Annotated in this window: 22 protein-coding genes; 7 read left to right on the top strand and 15 right to left on the bottom strand. The window is 41.8% G+C overall.

From position 1 onward, the window contains the following. Window positions 1–90: 90 nt before the first annotated feature. The 3 genes from rpmG to NQU59_RS00985 all read right to left on the bottom strand — a co-directional run bounded on the left by rpmG (window position 91) and on the right by NQU59_RS00985 (window position 2,118). Window positions 91–246 (bottom strand): 50S ribosomal protein L33, encoded by a 156-nt coding sequence (gene rpmG, locus NQU59_RS00995; RefSeq protein ID WP_003654787.1) that lies wholly within the window; start codon window positions 244–246, stop codon window positions 91–93. A gap of 12 nt (window positions 247–258) precedes the next feature. Beyond that, entirely contained in the window at window positions 259–495 is a 237-nt protein-coding gene (gene rpmB / locus NQU59_RS00990) for a 50S ribosomal protein L28 (RefSeq protein WP_004649871.1), read from the bottom strand. A 168-nt stretch (window positions 496–663) separates the two neighbouring features. Continuing rightward, a complete protein-coding gene (locus NQU59_RS00985) occupies window positions 664–2,118 on the bottom strand; it encodes a coniferyl aldehyde dehydrogenase (RefSeq protein ID WP_257064594.1) in 1,455 nt (484 codons plus the stop codon). 120 nt (window positions 2,119–2,238) lie between these two features. Between NQU59_RS00985 and NQU59_RS00980 the strand changes: the two genes are divergently transcribed. From NQU59_RS00980 to NQU59_RS00960, 5 genes are all read left to right on the top strand, one after another. Further along, entirely contained in the window at window positions 2,239–2,937 is a 699-nt protein-coding gene (locus NQU59_RS00980) for a TetR/AcrR family transcriptional regulator (protein ID WP_005239855.1), read from the top strand. A gap of 88 nt (window positions 2,938–3,025) precedes the next feature. Next, complete coding sequence (purU, locus tag NQU59_RS00975) at window positions 3,026–3,889, top strand: formyltetrahydrofolate deformylase (RefSeq protein WP_005239854.1); 864 nt, start codon at window positions 3,026–3,028, stop codon at window positions 3,887–3,889. Window positions 3,890–4,094: 205 nt separating this feature from the next. Then, on the top strand, window positions 4,095–4,844 hold the full coding sequence (locus tag NQU59_RS00970; RefSeq protein ID WP_005239850.1) for an energy transducer TonB: 750 nt from the start codon (window positions 4,095–4,097) through the stop codon (window positions 4,842–4,844). A 42-nt stretch (window positions 4,845–4,886) separates the two neighbouring features. Continuing rightward, complete coding sequence (locus NQU59_RS00965; RefSeq protein ID WP_257064592.1) at window positions 4,887–5,507, top strand: MotA/TolQ/ExbB proton channel family protein; 621 nt, start codon at window positions 4,887–4,889, stop codon at window positions 5,505–5,507. A 1-nt stretch (window position 5,508) separates the two neighbouring features. Beyond that, window positions 5,509–5,913 (top strand): ExbD/TolR family protein, encoded by a 405-nt coding sequence (locus NQU59_RS00960; protein ID WP_005239846.1) that lies wholly within the window; start codon window positions 5,509–5,511, stop codon window positions 5,911–5,913. A 50-nt stretch (window positions 5,914–5,963) separates the two neighbouring features. On the opposite strand, the gene msrA is transcribed toward NQU59_RS00960, so the two are convergent. From msrA to thyA, 5 genes are all read right to left on the bottom strand, one after another. After that, complete coding sequence (msrA, locus tag NQU59_RS00955) at window positions 5,964–6,488, bottom strand: peptide-methionine (S)-S-oxide reductase MsrA (protein WP_257064591.1); 525 nt, start codon at window positions 6,486–6,488, stop codon at window positions 5,964–5,966. Window positions 6,489–6,595: 107 nt separating this feature from the next. Then, entirely contained in the window at window positions 6,596–7,072 is a 477-nt protein-coding gene (locus NQU59_RS00950) for an META domain-containing protein (protein ID WP_096911245.1), read from the bottom strand. Between the two features lie 125 nt (window positions 7,073–7,197). Then, window positions 7,198–8,253: an Lnb N-terminal periplasmic domain-containing protein gene (locus tag NQU59_RS00945; protein WP_257064588.1), complete on the bottom strand. Its 1,056-nt coding sequence runs from the start codon at window positions 8,251–8,253 to the stop codon at window positions 7,198–7,200. An 18-nt stretch (window positions 8,254–8,271) separates the two neighbouring features. Beyond that, complete coding sequence (locus tag NQU59_RS00940; RefSeq protein WP_005239838.1) at window positions 8,272–8,781, bottom strand: dihydrofolate reductase; 510 nt, start codon at window positions 8,779–8,781, stop codon at window positions 8,272–8,274. Between the two features lie 26 nt (window positions 8,782–8,807). After that, window positions 8,808–9,650 carry a thymidylate synthase gene (thyA, locus tag NQU59_RS00935; RefSeq protein WP_005239837.1) on the bottom strand — a complete coding sequence of 281 codons (843 nt, stop codon included), beginning with the start codon at window positions 9,648–9,650 and terminating at the stop codon, window positions 8,808–8,810. A gap of 171 nt (window positions 9,651–9,821) precedes the next feature. Between thyA and NQU59_RS00930 the strand changes: the two genes are divergently transcribed. After that, complete coding sequence (locus NQU59_RS00930; protein WP_257064581.1) at window positions 9,822–10,646, top strand: YwqG family protein; 825 nt, start codon at window positions 9,822–9,824, stop codon at window positions 10,644–10,646. A 49-nt stretch (window positions 10,647–10,695) separates the two neighbouring features. Here NQU59_RS00930 and NQU59_RS00925 read toward each other — a convergent pair whose 3' ends face one another. The 3 genes from NQU59_RS00925 to NQU59_RS00915 all read right to left on the bottom strand — a co-directional run bounded on the left by NQU59_RS00925 (window position 10,696) and on the right by NQU59_RS00915 (window position 12,942). Further along, complete coding sequence (locus NQU59_RS00925; protein ID WP_005239835.1) at window positions 10,696–11,271, bottom strand: xanthine phosphoribosyltransferase; 576 nt, start codon at window positions 11,269–11,271, stop codon at window positions 10,696–10,698. Between the two features lie 88 nt (window positions 11,272–11,359). Further along, window positions 11,360–12,064: a DUF3108 domain-containing protein gene (locus NQU59_RS00920; protein ID WP_005239834.1), complete on the bottom strand. Its 705-nt coding sequence runs from the start codon at window positions 12,062–12,064 to the stop codon at window positions 11,360–11,362. A 197-nt stretch (window positions 12,065–12,261) separates the two neighbouring features. Then, complete coding sequence (locus NQU59_RS00915; RefSeq protein WP_096911394.1) at window positions 12,262–12,942, bottom strand: hypothetical protein; 681 nt, start codon at window positions 12,940–12,942, stop codon at window positions 12,262–12,264. A gap of 243 nt (window positions 12,943–13,185) precedes the next feature. Between NQU59_RS00915 and NQU59_RS00910 the strand changes: the two genes are divergently transcribed. Next, on the top strand, window positions 13,186–14,073 hold the full coding sequence (locus NQU59_RS00910; protein WP_005239830.1) for an energy transducer TonB: 888 nt from the start codon (window positions 13,186–13,188) through the stop codon (window positions 14,071–14,073). 118 nt (window positions 14,074–14,191) lie between these two features. Here NQU59_RS00910 and NQU59_RS00905 read toward each other — a convergent pair whose 3' ends face one another. The 4 genes from NQU59_RS00905 to miaB form a co-directional block, all read right to left on the bottom strand. Beyond that, the gene (locus NQU59_RS00905; protein WP_005239829.1) at window positions 14,192–14,491 is read right to left on the bottom strand and encodes an antibiotic biosynthesis monooxygenase family protein; all 300 of its coding nucleotides are present in this window, start codon (window positions 14,489–14,491) and stop codon (window positions 14,192–14,194) included. Window positions 14,492–14,502: 11 nt separating this feature from the next. Further along, on the bottom strand, window positions 14,503–14,988 hold the full coding sequence (ybeY, locus tag NQU59_RS00900; protein WP_005239828.1) for an rRNA maturation RNase YbeY: 486 nt from the start codon (window positions 14,986–14,988) through the stop codon (window positions 14,503–14,505). Between the two features lie 297 nt (window positions 14,989–15,285). Next, window positions 15,286–16,359 (bottom strand): PhoH family protein, encoded by a 1,074-nt coding sequence (locus NQU59_RS00895; protein ID WP_005239827.1) that lies wholly within the window; start codon window positions 16,357–16,359, stop codon window positions 15,286–15,288. 39 nt (window positions 16,360–16,398) lie between these two features. After that, window positions 16,399–17,850: a tRNA (N6-isopentenyl adenosine(37)-C2)-methylthiotransferase MiaB gene (miaB, locus tag NQU59_RS00890; RefSeq protein ID WP_005239826.1), complete on the bottom strand. Its 1,452-nt coding sequence runs from the start codon at window positions 17,848–17,850 to the stop codon at window positions 16,399–16,401. Window positions 17,851–18,056 lie beyond the last annotated feature (206 nt).

Genomic DNA, 18,056 nt, shown 5'->3' with positions numbered 1-18,056 from the left:
TAAATCGTGCTTTCATGTTTTTTATTATGGCTGTTTTTTTAGGCAAAAAAAACGACTTCAAATGAAGCCGCTTTTTTTAAAGAACTAAAATTATTTAATTTTAGCTTCTTTGAAAATGACGTGTTGACGGATTTTTGGATCAAATTTTTTGATTTCCATTTTTTCCGGCATAGTACGTTTGTTCTTAGTAGTGGTATAGAAATAACCTGTACCAGCTGTAGAAACGAGGCGAATCTTATCACGCATTGTTCAGACTCCTTAGATCTTTTGACCTTGAGCACGGAGATCAGCAACAACTTTCTCGATACCCAATTTATCAATAATACGCATACCTTTAGTGGTTAAACGAAGACGTACAAAACGCTTTTCGCTTTCTAACCAAAAACGGTGGTGGTGCAGGTTCGGCTCGAACCGGCGTTTGGTTTTGTTGTTTGCGTGCGACACGTTGTTACCAACGATAGGACGCTTGCCGGTAACTTGGCAAACCTTAGACATGGTGAACTCCATTGCTAGTTTATACAGCACAATTTCGTGCAACTAGCCATTCAAGTAAACGGATGAAATCATTCAAGGGGCGTTTTATACCAAAAATACGATTAAAAGACAAGCGAATTTGGTAAAAACAAGGCATGAACTGGTGTGATAGCTCATGCCTTAACCAGCTTAGCGAAATAGTGTTTTCAAAAGCAGTTTATGTGTGGCTTTATTATATGGCGGAAGGATGAATTTTAAACTGTAAAGTTTAGGGCTGACTGGATTCGACATCATTGAGCGTTCATGTGAGAAGCTAAAGAACCCTTCTTTACCATGATATTTGCCCATACCTGATGCACCAATGCCGCCAAATGGGAGGTCATCCTGTGCCACATGAGTCAGGGTCTGGTTAATCCCGAAGTGCCCTGAATGGGTACGGCTAGCCACATAATCTGCACGCGCACTATCAATGTCAAAATAATAGAAAGCCAGTGGACGTGGACGATGATTAATAAATTGAAGTGCTTCTTCGATATGTTCGTACTCTAAAATAGGCAGAATTGGACCGAAGATCTCATTCTTCATAATCTCCATTTCCGTGGTCACACCGGTTAATAAGGTTGGTGCAATTTTACGAACTTCAGTTAAAGATTCATTTTTGGCATTCAGTTCAACAATGGTCGCACCTTGATCGCGCGCATCTTCTAAATAGCCTTGTAGCCGGTTGTACTGCTTGTCATTCACAATCGAAGTATAGTCGTTATTGTCACGTAGGCTTGGATACATGGTGGTCACAAAGTCATTATAATGCTTGGTGAACTCGGCAGTTTTGCCTTTAGGCAGGAACATATAGTCTGGTGCAACACAGGTTTGACCCGCATTCCAGAGTTTACCGACAGCAATACGTTGTGCCACATCACGAATGTTCATGGCTGAATGAACCAGTGCAGGGGACTTGCCACCTAATTCTAAAATCACTGGGACAAGATTCTCTGCTGCCGCAGCCATCACAGTTTTCCCCACCGAGGTTGAGCCTGTGAAAATCATTTTATCGAAAGCAAGGTGGCTGAATGCATCTGAAATGACACCACCACCGTTGACAACCGCAACCAACTCTTGAGGAAAGGCTTCTGCCAATGCATTTTCAAGTACATAGCCAAAGTTTGAGGATGCACTCGAAATTTTAATCATGGCATGGTTGCCTGCAGCCAAGGCACAAATCAACGGGCCCAATGAAAGTAATAAAGGATAATTCCATGGTGCAATGATGCCGATCACGCCCAGCGGTTGATATTCTACCCACCCTTTTGCTGGTTGGTGTAACATGCTGATATGGCGTTTAGATGGTTTCATCCATTCGGTTAAGTTCTTGCTATAGTATTTAATATGTTCTAGACACGTCAGAACTTCACCAATTTTGGTTTCCATCACGGCGCGATTGCCGTAGTCTTGGCTAATTGCGTTAGCAAATTGATCTTGATATTTTACCAAGATACTTTTAAGTCGAGCTAAGCGTTCAATACGTTCTTTGGCGCTTGGCACAGGATGGCGTTGGTAAGCTGCTTTTTGCTGCTCAAGCAAATCATGTAGCCGTTTCACATCAGCATGAGGTGTCATAGCGGTTGTTTTTGTTTGACTGTTCATAGGAGTGGACCAAAAGAAAGCTTATTATTTTTAATTTTTAGAGTAAATACTCTAAAGTGTCAAGTCGCTTTATAGGTTTGTTTTATAACCTATTGATAATGTTATAGATGGTTACAATCAATGTCGCACGCTAAACCGAACAAAACAAAAGATAGAATTTTGCAAATCAGTTTGCAGTTGTTTAATGAGCGTGGAGAGCGTTCGGTTACAACCAATCACATTGCGGCTGAGTTGGGGATTAGTCCTGGCAATCTGTACTATCATTTCCGTAATAAGCAGGAAATTATTAAGGAACTGGCACAGCAGTATCAGGCTGAAACTTTGGAAATGTTGGCTTTACCAACAGATCGTCCGTTAAATGCCAACGATAAAATCAGTTATTTTCAGGTGCTGAGTAATCAGCTTTGGGCTTACCGCTTTATTCACCGTGATGTTTATCATCTTGTTGAAAATAATGACGACTTTCGGAAGATTTACCCGCGTTTTGCTGGTCAGGTCATGCAGCAGGGTCAGAAAATTTATCGTGCCTTCGTGGATGCCGGTTTGATGAACATGACTGACTCGGAAATTGAAGCCTTGATCATCAACTTGTGGATTGTACTGACTAACTGGACCAACTTCTTATATATGTCGGGGCATATTAGCGATAACAATCGTCTTGAAGAAAAGTGGGTCTGGCAGGCCTTACGCCAAATGGTGTTCTTGGAAGGTCCATATTTAATGGGTGAAAGCCGTCAAACTTATGAGCAATTATTGAAATCACTGGGACCATCAGATTTGTTTGCCAGTTTATCTAATCTTAAAAATGATGATGAATAGATCGACAGCAGCTATTTAGTCAACCGCAAAAAAGGGTTAGAATGCTCGGCTTGATTTTAATTTGATTCGAATAAGTGATATTAACCAAATGAACACGACTACAGCCCACACAGCACGATTACTGATTACTTGTGAAGACAAGCCGGGGATCGTGCAAGCCGTATCGAGCTTTTTGTATCATCAGGGAGCAAACATTACCGCACTTGATCAGTACGCGACAGAAGCTCAAGGCGGGCGTTACTTTATGCGTGTTGAGTTTGAACTTGATCATTTGCAATCGCGTAAAGAAGCATTAATGCAGACCTTTGCTGCAAATGTTGCTGAACGCTATGGTATGCAATGGAAACTAAATTTTGTCGGTGAACTGAAAAAAGTTGGTATTCTGGTTTCTAAAGTTGACCATGCACTCTTGGAGTTGTTATGGCGCCATGCACGTGGTTCATTGCCGTGTGAAATTACCCAAGTGATTTCAAATCATCCAGATTTACGTGAATCAGTTGAAAATTTTGGTATCCCATTCCATGTGGTCCCTGTCAATAAAGACAATAAAGTTGAAGCCTATGCACAGATCAATGAGATGATGCAAGGCAATGACCTGTTGATCTTGGCACGTTATATGCAGATCCTGAGTGAGGACTTTGTATCACAATGGGAAATGAAAATTATCAATATTCACCATTCATTCTTGCCGGCTTTTGTAGGAGCAAATCCATATAAGCAAGCCTATGAGAAAGGGGTGAAGTTGATTGGGGCGACAGCACATTATGTCACGGCTGATCTCGATCAAGGCCCGATCATTGAGCAAGATGTAGAACGTGTGAGCCATGATTACAACGTTGAACAGCTGCGTGAATTGGGTGAAGACGTTGAGCGTAATGTCTTGGCGCGCGCTGTGAAATGGCATTTAGAAGACCGTATTATTGTCGACGGAAACAAGACCGTTGTTTTCTAAATCGCTGCCTTGATTCTATTTAAACAGAACATGCCGAAAGGCATGTTTTTTTATGTCTATTTTTAAAAGCTTAGCAAATATACAAGAAAAAACGGTTGCAAATGAAAACACTTCTCATTTATTATTACGGCACTTTCATTGTTCTATCCGATGAGTGAAATCGTTTTTTTCAAAGCGTCACCATCTATTAGGTACTTAGATTCTTATGAGTCAATCTCCTGCTACATTCAACACGCCACACCCGATGAAAAAGAAGATCATCGCTGCCTTAGTTGCAGTTGTGATTGGACATGTAGGCGTTCTGTGGGCGGTGAGCCACATGAAAACGATTGAGTTAAAACCAGTCGAGAAAGAGCCGCTTAAGGTAAAGTTCGTTAAAATTAAAGAGCCACCTAAGCCAGAACCACCAAAACCGAAAGAAAAGCCAAAGCCTGAACCTAAAAAAGAAGTGAAGGAAGTGAAGGTTGTTGAAAAACCGTTGCCACCACCGAAAAAAATTGAAAAGGTGCAACAGGTTAAAGAAGCGCCAAAACCTGTGCTTCAGAAAACTGAACCCAAGGTTGAGCCAAAAGTTGAAACCAAAATTACGACAACAGTAACTGAAAAAGTGGTTGAAAAACCGCAACCTGTTCAGGAAGTTGCCAAACCGCAACCAGCTGCTGATCCATCGCCAAAACGTGTATCGATTGGTGGTTCAGGCGTACAGTGGAGTCGTTCACCGAAATTATCTGTAACAGCAAAAGATTTAGATAATCAGGCACGTTCCGTGATGGTACTGATTGAAGCGGATGAAAAAGGTAAAATTACCAATGCTCGGGTAACTCGTAGCAGTGGTTTACCGAGTTTAGATGAAAAAGTTTTACGTGCTGTCAGAAGTGCGAAATTTAAACCGTATATGGAAAATGGTGTTGCTTACCCAATTCGAGCAGAGCAACCGTTTGATCTTAGTCCTTAATAAATTTGAGTCCTTGCGACAGATTAAATCAGGAGTTCGTATATGAACTTTTCAGTTTATTGGCAACATGCAGATGCAGTAAGTAAAACACTGTATTTCATCCTATTAGCAATGTCGATTGCGACGTGGACTATTTTCATTCTGCGCCTATTAGGAACACGCCAATTAAAACAACAGGCTTATAACCAACTTGTGCAAGCGCTGGTGGCACTTAAATCAAAGTTACAACCTTTATCGTTTGAACAACGTAAAGCTGTGGCTGAACAAGCCTTGCTTCGCCAGATCTCTGCTGAGAAATCTCAAGCAGAAAAAGGCGTTTCTGTGCTTGGAACAATTGCTTCACTGGCACCGTTTGTGGGTTTATTCGGTACTGTGTGGGGAATTTTCCATGCGCTGGTTGCAGTAGGTAAAAGCGGACAGGCTGGTTTAGCTCAGGTTGCAACACCCGTAGGTGAAGCCTTGATTATGACGGGGCTAGGGCTTGCAGTGGCGATTCCAGCGGTAATGGCTTATAACATTTGTGTACGTTTTAACCGTGGTTTGGCACATGATTTACAAGATCAAGCGCATGGCCTGTTAATTGATACCATGTTGCAGCAAGAAACAGCGACAAAAACAGAAACTAAAGCGACTCAACAAAGTTTAGTTGGAGGTCAAGCTTAAGATGGGCTTTCAATTGGGTGAAGACCACGACAGTGGCATGAATGAGATGAATCTCATTCCTCTGATCGACATTATGTTGGTATTGATGATTATCTTTTTAGTCACAGCTACGGTTGCTAACCCATCAATTCCATTAAGTTTACCAAAAACAACTGCTGAAATTGTTGATCCGCCACCAAAAGCCATTACCATCAGTATTAATAGTAAAGGTGAAGTGGCTTGGGATGCGCAAATCATTAGCTTGGATGAGCTAGAGAAGCGTTTCCAGGAAGCGGGTCAGGCTGAGACAAAACCGACGGTTCAGTTACGTGCTGACAAAGAATCAAAATATGATACGGTTGCACAAGTCATGTCGCGTGCTAGTGAAGCAGGTTTAAGTGATATTGCGTTTGTCAGTGAAAACTAAGACAACATAGCCCATAAAAAAAGCAACTCGGTGAGTTGCTTTTTTTATGCTTATTCATCTTTGAGCAGGTCAAGATATTTGGCACGGAGTTTAGACAGCTTGGGCGGAATACTAAAGTTGCAGTAGCCTTGTGACGGGTTACGTGCAAAGAAGTTCTGATGATACTCTTCCGCAGGGTAGAACGTTGGTACTGGGCTGAGCTCAGTTACGATATTTAGTCCTTCATTTTCCAGACTGTGAATGACCTGCTCAGCTTGCTGCTTTTGTTCATCATTGAAGTAATAAATCACAGAGCGGTATTGCGTTCCAATGTCATTGCCCTGACGGTTTAGCGTGGTTGGATCATGTGTGGTAAAGAACACATTCAACAATTGTGTATAGCTGATCTGCTGTTCATCAAAATCAACCAGAATGACTTCAGCATGTTGAGTCGTGCCTTGGCAGACCTGTTCATAAGTCGGGTTTTGACTGACTCCACCCGCATAACCACTCACCACTTTTTCTACACCTTTGAGTTGTAGAAATACGGCTTCGACACACCAAAAACATCCACCACCAAATAGTGCCTGTTGCATACAACTCCCCAATTTTTAATTTTAACAATGTTATTAAAGTAAACGAAGTGCTTAAAAAGTAAAAGCCCGTGTTTGCAACGAGCTTTTACTTTTTTGTGATCTGTAAATTACGGCAGTGGTTGAATCACCGTAACAAAGCTCACCAGAACCTTGCCTGATGGATCCATGAATTTAAGCTCATGACCTTTGAGCTCATAGCTTGTGGTACTAGCCAAAGCATTTGCATATTGGCGAGAGAGGGCGCTGTTGTCGTTGCCGATACAGGCCATCATGGTTGAAGCAATTGGGCCTAGGCGTAAGATAGAACCCTGGCTTTCAAAGCTACCTTGAATCTGATTACAGCCGTCTGCACCAAAGAAACGTTTGCCTTTGGCATCGAACTGAATTGCAGGGCGTTTGCCAGAAAGATCATTGCTCTTAATCTCTACACCATTGATCTGGGTTGCAATCCAATTACGGTTATAGAGGCCGATGCTTTCTTTTTGTGAGGCATTCGGTGAGGTGTGGAGCGATTCTGTGGTTGCACAGCCCGTCATTGCGACCGCAATTGCCAAAGTACATGTTGTTAAAAAAGGCTTTAACATAAAATTTAAGTCCAAATCATTGTGTTTCTATGTTTGGTATTAGAATAAAACAACATGGAGTGGAACAGGATATTGCGTATCCTTTTGTAAATGTTCAGGTGTTTTTAATAAAATGAGTAGAAATATTATTCATTTTTTGGAATCCCGGCACGAATGGCCGTTGAAAAATATTCGCTACTCTGGTTGGCTTGCTGCTCATATTGTTCGGCGCGTGGATTGATATGCGCCAAGCGATACCATTCTTTCATGCTGTAGTTTTGATTAAGTGCTTTTAAGTCATAGAGGTAATTGGGGAGATAACCTGAGGCCAATAAACGGTAATCTTTGGGTAAGCGTTGTGGATTAATGGCCTGTACCATATCAAAGACCAGTGTGGTGCAATTACTGGTGAGCGTGTTGTACCATTTGGCTTCTGCACGCAGTTCATCGGCCTTATGCAGATATTCAATAAACAGGGCTTTGCGTTCAGCTGCAGGCATTCTGATTGGAAAGAGGTAGACTTGTTCGTGGCGAATATTGCTACGGGTATACACGATATCCTTTTCATCTGAAGCCACCAAACTGAGCTCATATTTACGGAAAAAGCCACCAATCGCGGAAAAGTCTTCGCCTTTTTCTTTACGGATTTCAATCGAGAATACCAACGGTTTTTGATCGACAAAATCAAAACTAACTAAGGTGTGGGCAATTTGTGGTCCCATCCAGTAGGAGGTAATGACATTGATCCCGGTAATTTTATTCAGATCAATTGTGCGATTTTCCCAGTGAATGTCGTAGCTGCCATCCGCATGCCAGTTAAAATTACGCACATTGTGGAGTTGTACAAGATCACCATTCTTTTCATAGCTGAGCTGTTCGGCAACCTCAGGGTTCCAGTCCCGGTCTTGTCGGGCTTCGAGGGAGAAATACCAAATCAGTGAACAGGCAAACGCAACACAGTAGATGATAATATCGGTGCGGCGACTGACCAGATGACCACTCACATAAACACCGAGCAAACTGAGTGCAAATAGGCTCCACAGAATAATGCTGACTCGGCTAAACAATGTGCCGAGTGGCTGCTGAATCCATAAGGCAAGACAGAGCCATACACTGGAAAGAACCACGAATAAGGTAAATAGGCTATGTAATAGTCCAACACCTAAGGCAATAAAAAATTCACGTGATCCAATATTATGCATGGCAAGTGCGATCCGTTTTTATTTTTGGTAGGTTGCAAACTCAAAGGCAATATTTGATTTTTCATCGTTGTGCTGTTCAGAGTTTACTTTATGAAAATCTTCAGAGATTTTTGGATAGTGTGCATCACCTTGTACATCCAGATCCACATGGGTCAACTCGAGACGATCGGCAATGGCCAGCGTTTGAGTAAAAATCTCTCCACCTCCAATAATAAATAAGGCTGCTTTTTCTGAATGTTGCACGTCTGTAAGTGCGCCATTGAGTGCGGCTTCGATACTATGTGCAACTTTAACGCCTTCAAATTGCCAAGCGGGATCTCGGGTAATCACCCAATTTACGCGATTTGGCAGGGTACGGCCCATTGACTCAAGCGTTTTACGTCCCATAATTACCACACCCCCTTGGGTAATGGCTTTAAAGTGCTTCAGATCAGCAGAGATATGCCACGGCAAAGCATTGCCTTTGCCGATACAGTGATTTTTATCCATTGCGACTACGTGGACTACTTCAGTGCCTTGCCATGCCATTTTTATATTCTCTCTAACTAAGCAATTTAAACTGCGACAGGTGCTTTGATTGCAGGGTGTGACTCATAACCGACAATTTCAATATCTTCAAATTTAAAGTCAAAAATATCGGTAATTTCAGGATTGAGTTTTAATTGACACAACGGTAGTGGCTCGCGGCTAAGCTGTAATTGTGCCTGCTCAAAGTGGTTGGCATAGAGATGAGTATCTCCGCCTGTCCAGACAAAGTCCCCCACACCTAAGCCACAGACTTGTGCAATCATATGAGTCAGCAGGGCATAGCTGGCAATATTAAACGGTACACCTAAGAATACATCGGCACTGCGTTGATAGAGCTGGCATGACAGTTTGTTGTCTTGCACAAAAAACTGGAACAAGGTATGACAAGGTGGTAAGGCCACTTTGCCTGCTTCATTGGGGTTCCAGCCAGACACGATCAAACGACGAGAATTTGGATTGGTCTTGATTTCATTGATCAACCATTGAATCTGATCAAAACCATTCTGTTGATAGCTACCATCTTCATTTTGAGTTGCGCCAAAGTTACGCCATTGATGACCATACACTGGCCCAAGCTCACCCTCAGGACGACCAAAACGTGCGGTTTGCTCAGCAGTTGCCCATTCATCCCAAATGCTTACTTTATTGTCTTTGAGATATTGAACGTTGGTATCTCCTTTGAGGAACCAAAGCAACTCAATCACAATCGAACGGAAGTGGACTTTCTTGGTGGTGAGCAGTGGAAAGCCTTTAGAAAGATCAAAACGCATCTGATGACCAAATACTGAACGTGTACCTGTGCCTGTGCGGTCACCTTTGTCGCCGCCATTGTCCAAGATATGTTGTAAAAGGTCTAAATATGTACGCATTGTCATTCCTACCGCAGATTTTGCCTGGGCTCATCTTATCAGAATTTATGTCAGAAATAATGCTGCAATTGAGCGTCAGTTATTGTCGCAGAAGGATGTTTAACCGCTATCTGAATTTATTTACTTGTTTTATATTACATTCTATAAATAAGTAGAGGGATAACCAACAGAATGAATTTTAAACCAGAAACTTTGCCGAACAGTGTGCAGCCCTACCTAGAAAAAATCTCGGCGACTATTCTGCCAACAGTTACCATGCAACTAACCCCCAGCGATGAGTTAACTTTATGGCAAAGTAAAATTGGGGGACAACCTTACTTACCGCTGGATGTGACTTATCCAGTCGATTCGAATGGCAATCCGTTGGCTTTATTGGCGCAATTGAATTTTGCCGAAATCCCCAATTTACCTGACTTTCCTAATCAAGGAATTTTACAGTTCTATATCGCTGCTGATGATCTGTATGGAATGAACTTTGATGACCAACAGCAGCAATCGGGTTTTAAAGTGTTGTACTTTGATCAAGTGCTTGAGGATGCGTCACAATTAAAACAAGACTTCGCTGAAGTTCAGTTGGGCGAAGATGATTATTTGCCCTTTACCGGACAATACTCGATTGAGTTTGCTTTAAGCACTCAGTCGATCAGTTTGGGTGATTTTGCTTTTGCGCCGAAAATTTTAGGGGTTGAAGACCTTTATGATTTTGAAGATCAATTTGAAGGTGGTGATTTCGAAGATGATTTTATCGAACCTTATGATGAAGTCGCTTCCGCAAGTGGGCATCGTTTAGGCGGTTATCCTTATTTTACCCAAACTGATCCACGTCAATATAATGAAAAAGTTCAAGATTATGTGCTGCTGTTCCAGCTGGATACTGATGATGCGGAAAACGAGATTATGTGGGGAGATTCAGGCGTGGGGAATTTCTTTATTCATCCTGAAGACCTAAAGAAACGAGATTTTTCCAAAGTGCTGTATAACTGGGATTGTTGTTAAATAAAAAAGCGGATGAGTAATCATCCGCTTTTTTGATTGGTCTTAAATCTTATTCAGTAACAAAAGTAACTTTGCCGCCTTCCAGTGATTTAACGCGTGCTAAGGATTCAACGCGATAGCCTTTTTCCAGCAGTACGTCACGGCCTGGCTGGAATGATTTTTCAATCACGATACCGACACCCACCACTTCTGCTTTGGCTTGGTGAATCAAGTCGATTAAACCAAGTGCTGCTTGACCATTGGCCAAGAAGTCATCAATCACCAGTGCTTTATCACTTGAGCTGATGTGCTTGTTTGAAATGGCAATGGTACTTTCAGTTTGTTTGGTAAACGAGAACACTTTAGAACGGTAAAGGTCGTCTTTCAGTGTTAATGACTGGTACTTACGCGCGAAAATGACAGGAACGCCAAGTTCTAAACCTGCCATGATTGCAGGTGCAATACCTGAAGCTTCAATAGTAATGATTTTAGTAATACCTGCATCTTTAAAGCGAGCGGCAAACTCTTTACCAATCAGCTGCATTAACACAGGATCGATTTGGTGGTTTAAGAAAGCATCAACTTTCAAAACCTGATCAGATAGAACGATACCTTCATTTAAGATTTTCTGTTCTAAAGCGTACACGGGAGAATCCTCTAAACGGATGCTTGTTCAAGCAAAGGCATATTTTAAAAAGCATCAAAAAAAATGCAAGCCAAAATTGACCAGATGCTTAGTTTGTTTTACCTGAATAGCCTGTTAAAAGCAGACCATATGATGATTTTCCATCGTTATGCGCCATTTTGACGGGTAAATAGTCAAGTTTTGGTGCTAACCAGAACACCGTATTGCGCTCAGGTTTATCATGCTGCATCACCACTTTGATGGTGCTAAATGTACCATAAGGGGTCTTGATGTTTTCAGTACCTTGTTTCACAAAGCGACGTTCATCAATAGCTTTGGCATCGGCAATCAGATATTTGGTTTTCAGCGAATTGTTTTTCAAGTCCTCACGGATTTGCAACTCTGCATTCAGCTCATCCAGCGCTCCAGCCTGCCATGCAAATGAGCGCGCCGTATCATCTTTTTTGGTATTCACAACCTTGGTGCTTGGGTTGAAATTAATACTCATGCTATTGCTATGAATCAGGATTTTGCTGCTACGGTTAAATTTTTGGGAGTTGATTTTATTGTCAGCAAAACTAAATTGGCTGGTTTCAGAAGCAGAGGCGATACCTCCTGCTTTGGCACTGAATTGATAGGTCCAGTTATTGCCTTGCTGTGACAGGGTGCGTGTTGCCGAACCTAGGTTTTTATTGTTGTAGCTGAATTGATAGCTGGCTTGGAAGGGTGCCATTGCCAGTGCATGACTAGATAAGCCTGCACTGAGAAGGGTTGCGGAAGTAATACCCAGTACTTTCATTAATTTCTTTGTCATAACACTTTATCCTTTGAGTGATGTGATAAGTGAACCACTCATTTATCATTACGATTTAGAGATATTATGCCTGTAGATTATGTAGAAAAGATCAGGTTTTTTACTAAGCGCGTGTTAATTTTTCGTATAAATCATGAAGATGTGTATTTTTCAGTGGCATATTGTGCACCTTGAAGATATGCCACAACGCATCGAATTTACTTTTTGCCGTCTTTTTGCTGGATAGGTGTGACTTCACTGTCTGATAAGTCATCCTCATCAAGGACATCATCATTGGAGGGCGATAAAATTGCAGCGAGATTGACGTTGCCCCAAACAATCAGCTCGGCAGGACGAACTCTGGCACGATTGACATGGACTTTGCTCAGCGTTTCAATAATGCTGGCTTTTTTACCCAGCCAGCGGTTTAGGTCAAGATAAAGCAAGTCATCTTTCACTTTGACCACTTCAAAGTGTTCTAATATTTTACCGAGTGGATCTTCTTCACGAAATTTTTGGTAGTACCAGATCGCGACATAAAAGCCCCACTTCTGCAAGATATTTTTGAATTTGGCTTCAATCACTTGCGTGTTACTGATTTGCTCGAATACCATTAGCTGGACATTTTGATTCATTTCCATTTGAATCAACTTCAAATCGACCGAAAGCGTGGTATGCAAACCTTTCACATCTAAAGTGGTATATAAACGTAACCAGCCATCATATAGATCGGCATGCAGGTCTTGCATAATGCCGACATTTTCGGTGACATAACGCTCCATGGTCGCATTTACAAAAACTTGGGAAAGTGAAAATTCTCTTTCTTCTTCGATGAATTCTTCTGCTTTTTGGTAAACTTTACGTAGACGTTTAGCAACGGATGAAATTAGCGTTTGCATAAAAGTTGTTCCAGAAAGTGAATTGATGAGCCATGTAATGCCGCAATCGTTGTATTCACTAAAAAATAAAAAATAAATTTCTGACTTGCAGTGTAGCAAAATTAATTGCTACATTTTCATAAAATGATGGTATGGAAACACTGTAACCATAAGTGGATCACATTTTTGTAAAAAATTGAATATTAGTTGGGTTTTGTACGGTGCTACCGTTGGGGATGGGACATTCTTTGTCGCTTAAATACCATGTGGAATAAAATAAATTTTCGTTCAGAATTGTCTCCTTCTTGGTGGCAAGATCCCATTTTTATTGGGGCGGTGCTGTTAGCGATGCTAATGCATGCTGCTGTGCTTGCCATCCAATTTACCATGCCATCGCCATCTGATACATCAACCAAAGAAATTGCAGTAACCGTTCGTCCGAGCCAAGAAAAAGTCAAAGAGGCTGATTTTTTAGCACAAGCCGATCAACACGGTTCTGGTGACTTTCGCGAAGCGCATCGGATGTCGAGTGATATGCCTACGCCGATGCAAGCCGATGCGACTGCGGGTGAGAAAGAGTTAGAAAGTCTGGAAAAAATTCAGCAAAAACGAGAATTAAAATTTGAAGAAAAAGTGTTGATGACGGTTTTAAGCTGGCAAAAACAAGCAGAACAGAGTGAACGTAAAAAGACCTTGGATGATTTACAAAGTCAGTTTCAAGCTAAAGCGGCCATGGTCGCGAGCTTGGAAGCTCAATATTTACAACGCCAACAGAATTTTAGCCGTAAACAGCGCATTAAAACCGTCGATGGCATTCAAGCCAAGCAAGATGCATCCGCCGCTTATCTGGATAAATTCCGTCAAAAAGTCGAACTTTATGGCAACCGTTACTATCCAGATGAGGCGAAACAGCAGCACTTGGCAGGTGAGGTTCGTTTGATGGTGATTCTCAATGCTGAAGGGGGTATTCGGGCCATTCGTTTAATTGAAAGCTCGGGTCATGCAATTTTAGATGAGGCGGCAAAGGCTTCTGTGCGTCGTGGTGCACCCTTTGGTCCATTTGATGCGGCCATGAAAAAAGATATTTCTGAGTTGAGGATTATTCGGACCTGGCGTTTTGATCCTGTGGATGCTGAGTTTGAAGTGCATTAATAGCATTCTTGAAGGGTGATGTAGCATAGAGCATTTGGTCTTTCTTCGACTTTGAGAAATAAAAAAACGGCTAGATTTAGCCGTTTTTTATTTAATGTGTGGATAAGTTTGCGTTTATTCACAAGCCATTTTGACTTGAATAAGCACGTTCAACTGTGCAGATTTCGACACTAAAATCCTGATACCATTTTTCTTTACCTAAGCGCTGAGCAACCAGATGTTCTGCATCGCGTTGCCACTGCTTGATATCTTCAAGACTGTTCCAGTAAGACAACGCAATTTCAAAGCCATTTTCATTACAGGCTTCAAACTTGATACAGTGGTACTCACTCAGAGCCTTATTTCTCAACTTCTGAGCCATGTCTGAGTAAGTTGCATCAAGCTGTTTGATGGTGGCTTTAAAAATAACGATATACATAGAAGCCTAAATTAGTTTTCATCGGCTTGGTAAGGATTGGCAATGCCGAGTTTTTTTAGAATTTCAATTTCTAAAGCTTCCATTTCTTCTGCTTCAGCTTCACTGGTTTCATGATCATAACCGAGTAAATGTAAAATGCCATGAACCAGTAGATGAGTGAAATGATCACTTGGTATTTTTTGTTGTTCTGCAGCTTCTTGTAAAACCACAGGAATACAAATGACCAAGTCACCTAAAGGCTCTGCATCGAGTAAGCTGAGCATTTCCTCCGGAATATCACTAGGGAAAGACAGTACATTGGTCGGTTTATCTTTTTCGCGATATTGCAGATTGAGCTCGTGGCTTTCAGCTAGATCAACACAGGCAATTCCAATTTCACAATTGACATCAAAACCGACGTGACGCAGTGCAGTTTCAATATTTTTTTTGATTTGACCACGTTTGAGTGGCAATTCAGCAGCTTGAAAGTCTTGTTGAAGACTTAAATTGATTTTCAAAGTAGATCCTTAGATATAAATGACATCTACATTCTTAGATTGAATCTAAAAATGTAGATAAAGATCACGGTGGAATCCTGCCACATGCTTATCCATGTTTGGGATAAGCCTTCGGCGTGACCTACTTTTGTTTTGGCAAAAGTAGGTAAAACCTGATTTTACATGATTATAAGGTCAGATCCGCATCCTTCCTTCACAGCATAGCTGTTCATCTTGCGCTCAGACAAAGCATCGCTTAGTTTATCTTCGCTCAGGTTGCGAATGACGGTTCCGAGTATCGAATTAGGTCAATATTGTTTAATACTGAGCATCCGCTTTCTCATCATTTTCTGCGATCAGCGCTTCTTGTTTGGCTTTGCGTTCGGCACGGGCTTCAGCAGACAGGCGTTGCTGTTCACTGTCCCAACCTTCGTAAGCTTCAACAATTTTTTGTACCAATTGATGTCGAACTACATCACGTGAATGGAAACGGGTGATATGAATCTCATGGACATTTTCAAGGACACGTAATGCTTGTGCTAAACCTGATTGTTGCCCACGCGGTAAGTCAACCTGCGTCACGTCACCCGTAATCACGGCACGTGAACCAAAACCTAAACGGGTCAGGAACATTTTCATCTGTTCAGGAGTGGTGTTTTGTGCTTCATCTAAAATGACAAATGAGTGGTTCAGGGTACGTCCGCGCATGTAGGCGAGCGGAGCAACCTCAATCACTTGACGTTCAATCAGTTTGGCGACTTTTTCAAAGCCCAGCATTTCATACAGCGCATCGTAAAGCGGGCGTAAGTAGGGGTCAATTTTCTGGGTAAGATCACCAGGTAAGAAACCGAGCTTTTCACCCGCCTCAACAGCTGGACGAACCAGTAAGATCCGCTGAATTTCATTGCGTTCCAGCATATCAACCGCAGCAGCAACCGCCAGATAAGTTTTACCTGTCCCGGCTGGGCCAATACCGAAGGAAATATCGCTTTGTAAAATACGTTGTACATAGCGTTTTTGATTGGCACCGCGTGGATTAATTCGCCCTTTGCGGGTCTGTAACCAAACGCTATCGACACCAGTATGCTCCTGATCTGAATCATCCATCAGTTCACGATCTGTCTGTGAACCTTGGATCATCAAATGAATCACATCGGCACTAATTTGTGAGGAAATTTCTGATTCTTGATAGAGCCGTTGCAATAGTGCTTCGGCTCTTTCGACCGCTTCTATATCACCATCGAGATAAAAGGCATCGCCACGGTGAGTAATTTTGACATCTAAACGTTGTTCGATTTGTTTTAAATGCCCGTTATACGCACCGAGCATGCTTTTCAAACGTTCCAATTGAATCTCAGGGAACGTTACTGTACGTCGAATCGCTGCAGTCAAGATAAACCCTTTTTGTTGCTCTGTAGGAATACCCTTACATTACGCCACGTCAGGTTCAAGATTCAAGAGTTCTCCGTAAACTAAATTTAAAGTTTTAATTTCCGTGATCTCAATCTCTGCGAAACGCCCAATCCACGCGGCATCACCGATAAATGTCACTAAACGTGTATTGTCTGCTGTACCAATTAAAACATTTGGATCTTTATCAGAAACCTTTTCAATCAGCACACGCTCAATTTTACCGAGCATGGCATCTGTTTTATCGATACTAGAGCGTTTAATCACTTCCTGTACTTGAGCCAAACGATCTTTTTTCACTTGCTCAGGCGTGCTGTCTGGTAAGTCAGAAGCTGGCGTACCTGGCCGCTTAGAATAGACAAAACTATAAGAGTGGTCGAAATCTAGATCTTTAATGAACTGTAAGGTTTCAGCAAAATGTGCATCTGTTTCACCTGGGAAACCGATAATGAAATCGCTGGATAAATGCATATCCGGACGGACTTTACGTAACTTGGCAATTTTATCGATATAGACATCAATGGTGTGGTTACGTTTCATCGCTTGAAGTACGTCATTTGAACCACTTTGTACCGGCAGATGTAAATGAGAAACCATCTGTGGTAAATCACGATAGCATTGGATCAGTTCATCAGAGAACTCAAGTGGATGAGAAGTGGTATAGCGTAGACGACCAATCCCTGGAATTTCTGCAACGAGGCGCAATAATTCAGGGAAGGTACAAATTTCACCCTCAAAGGTTTCGCCACGATAACCATTTACATTTTGACCCAGTAAGCTGATTTCACGCACGCCTTTTTCAGCCAAGCCAGCGATTTCTGCCAACACATCATCCAATGGACGAGATACTTCTTCGCCACGGGTATAAGGAACTACGCAGAATGAACAGTACTTCGAGCAACCTTCCATGATTGAAACGAATGCCTTGAAGCCTTCGACACGTGGTTCTGGCAAAAAGTCGAACTTTTCAATATCGGGGAAAGAAATATCAACCAATTTGATTTTTTCTTTCTTTGGTTTTTCCACTTGTGCCTGGTGTTGATCCAGCATTTGAGGTAAACGATGCAGGGTTTGTGGACCAAATACCATATCCACATAAGGGGCACGTTTTTGAATGTTGTCACCTTCTTGAGAAGCAACACATCCTCCCACGCCGATCACGAGGTCGGGATTCTGTTCTTTCAATTTGCGCCAGCGACCTAGACCACTAAATACTTTCTCTTGTGCTTTTTCACGAATTGAGCAGGTATTCATCAGCAGAATGTCTGCTTCATTTGGATTGTCAGTCAGCACATAGCCATGTGAATCACCCAATAAATCTGCCATACGATGACTGTCATACTCATTCATCTGACACCCTTGAGTTTCAATAAACAATTTCTTGATTGAAACATCAGCGGTGTGCATTGGCTGGGTAACAGTGTTTTCTGAAGCAGCTTTTACAGCACTGGGAATGAATGTTTGAACCGTCATGCAGGCTCCTAAACAGGGTGGATTTAAATAAACGGCGGATTATAGCAGTATTTTAAACGGAACGGAGAGAATAAAAAACTGACAAAAATGGACAGTTTGTGAATAAAATTGTGTGAATTTTAATGAATATGAATCAGTAATTTACATAACACAACAATAGTGGAAGGCGAGACTTATTACACTATAATGGCTGGGCAAAATTAGGC

The organism is Acinetobacter colistiniresistens (assembly GCF_024582815.1).
Classification (GTDB): Bacteria; Pseudomonadota; Gammaproteobacteria; order Pseudomonadales; family Moraxellaceae; genus Acinetobacter.
Note: the sequence above shows the minus strand (reverse complement) of the source record. Positions and strands in the feature narration are given on the sequence as shown.